Below are 2,306 nucleotides of genomic sequence, written 5' to 3' on the forward strand. Positions count from 1 at the left end.
ACCCCGATACCGTCGAAGCTGAAGTCCTCGTGCACAAGCCGTGGTTTGTGGCGACGATGTTCGGCGTCGTCTTTGCGATCTTCCTCGCCTTCAACCTGACGTCGACGAGCTTCGGCGAATTGATGCGCCCGGTCATCGGCGAACCGTCGCAGAGCGGCCTCTATGGTCGGTTTGCCATCGCCTTCGTGATCGCGCTTCTGTTCGTCCTCAATGTCGTCCTGATCGGCTTCGCCTCGCTGCGTGTCCAGATCGCCATCGTCTGGTTCGAACTGCTGCTGCTCTTCCTGGCCTTCTTCGCGACCTTTCATCTCAGCCTGCCCTTCATCCGGGAAAAGCTGCCATTCCTGATTTCCCAGGGCGTGGTGACCACGCTCTACGTCTCGGCCATCTCCATCATCATCGCCTCCCTGATCGCCATACTGGGTGCCGTAGCCAAGCTGTCCACCAACGGCTTCGCCTACGCCATCGCAAGCTTCTACACTTCGTTCTTTCGCGGCCTGCCGCTCCTGATGCAGGTTTATCTGATCTATCTCGGCCTGCCGCAACTGGGCTTCGTGGTCGGTGCGGTTCCCGCCGGCATCCTGGCGCTCTCGCTGTGCTACGGCGCCTACATGACCGAAATTTTCCGATCGGGAATCCAGAGCATCGACCGTGGTCAATGGGAAGCATCGCGCTCGATGGGTTTTGGCTTTTCGCTGACCATGCGCCGGATCATACTGCCGCAGGCGCTTCCGGTCATCATTCCGCCGACCGGCAACCAGTTCATTTCCATGCTCAAGGACAGTTCGCTGGTCTCGGTCATCGGCGTCTGGGAACTGATGTTCCTTGCCCGCACGCTGGGTCAGAAGACCTTCCAGCACATGGAGATGCTGATTTCGGCGTCTCTCATCTACTGGATGCTGTCGATCTGCCTCGAGCTGATCCAGTCCCGCATCGAACGACACTATGCCAGGAGCAAGGTGCGATGAGCGCTCAAGCCATCATTGAAGCCAGAGCCGTCTCCAAATGGTACGGCCAGTTCCATGCCCTGAAGGACATCAATCTGACGGTCCACAAAGGCGAACGCATCGTCATCTGTGGTCCGTCCGGCTCCGGAAAGTCGACACTGATCCGCTGCTTCAATCGCCTCGAATCGCATCAGGAGGGCGACATCGCCGTCAACGGCATCCATCTTCACCCAAAGATGAAGAACGTCGCCGACGTGCGCAGCAATGTCGGCATGGTGTTCCAGCACTTCAACCTGTTTCCGCATCTGACCGTGCTGATGAACTGCATGGCCGGGCCGATGTGGGTCAAGGGCGTTTCCGCCGCCGAGGCACGCAAGACCGCGCTGCAGTTCCTGGAGCGCGTGCGCATTCCCGAACAGGCGAACAAATTCCCGGTCCAGCTGTCGGGCGGCCAGCAGCAGCGCGTCGCCATTGCGCGAAGCCTGTGCATGAAGCCGGCGGTAATGCTGTTCGATGAGCCGACATCGGCACTCGACCCGGAAATGGTGTCGGAAGTGCTCGATACGATGACCGGGCTAGCGCGCGACGGCATGACTATGGTTTGCGTCACTCATGAAATGGGCTTTGCACGGGCGGTGGCCGACCGCGTCATCTTCATGGATGCCGGCCAGATAGTCGAGGAAGGCAAGCCGGACAGCTTCTTCGGCAATCCTCAGCACGATCGCACCAAGCTGTTTCTCAGCCAGATACTGAAGCACTGATACGCACATTTTGCCAAGCCAATGGCGGTGAGGGTAGTGGGTCAGTTATTCAGCGATAATGCGGACGGTCTCTGCTATGGTGGAGCGCAAGTCTCCACCCGTGCCGCCGCTCGCATCTGAAAGCGTCGGGCGCTTTCAACAGCAAGATGGTTAGGCTCCCACTCGCTGATCGGGATAAGGCTCGTTGCGGATTAGCTCGAACGTCGCTTTTACCACAAACAGCGGCGCGGTTGTACCGGCATGAACTTGCAATGCGACTTGGCGGAATGTGCCGTTCGGCATCTGGTCCTTGGCTATTTCGAGCAACGCTCTTGCTGCCTCATCTTCGGCAGAAGCTAGGGTTGGAAGGTCTGTGCCTTCCGTGTCCGGGTATGAGGTTCCATTGTCGACTAGATCGAAGAAGAAGCGGGCCATTTAGCCCTAATCGCGAACCCTCAGAAATGTTTCATTGCTACTACATCTCAATCAGGGCGTAGGCCACGCCGAAGATTGCAAGCGTTGCAGCCGCAAAAAACGCCCAGCCTTTTAAGGCGGCGCGCACATCCTCTGGCTTCGCGCCCTTCTGATTATCGTATTCGTCCATAGTAAAGACCCTGGT

At 58.2% G+C, this 2,306-nt stretch carries 3 protein-coding genes; 2 read left to right on the forward strand and 1 reads right to left on the reverse strand.

Annotated elements, in window-relative coordinates:
• On the forward strand, nucleotides 1-968 hold a 968-nt coding region (locus EN991_RS32740; RefSeq protein ID WP_245461139.1), incomplete at its 5' end, for an amino acid ABC transporter permease.
• A complete protein-coding gene (locus EN991_RS32745; protein ID WP_063170685.1) occupies nucleotides 965-1,708 on the forward strand; it encodes an amino acid ABC transporter ATP-binding protein in 744 nt (247 codons plus the stop codon). The genes EN991_RS32740 and EN991_RS32745, both read left to right, overlap by 4 nt.
• A 150-nt stretch (nucleotides 1,709-1,858) precedes the next feature.
• On the opposite strand, the gene EN991_RS40110 is transcribed toward EN991_RS32745, so the two are convergent.
• On the reverse strand, nucleotides 1,859-2,122 hold the full coding sequence (locus EN991_RS40110; protein ID WP_063170684.1) for a hypothetical protein: 264 nt from the start codon (nucleotides 2,120-2,122) through the stop codon (nucleotides 1,859-1,861).
• Between the last annotated feature and the right edge of the window lie 184 nt (nucleotides 2,123-2,306).

This window comes from Mesorhizobium sp. M7A.F.Ca.US.005.03.2.1 (genome assembly GCF_003997795.1).
Classification (GTDB): Bacteria; Pseudomonadota; Alphaproteobacteria; order Rhizobiales; family Rhizobiaceae; genus Mesorhizobium; species Mesorhizobium ciceri.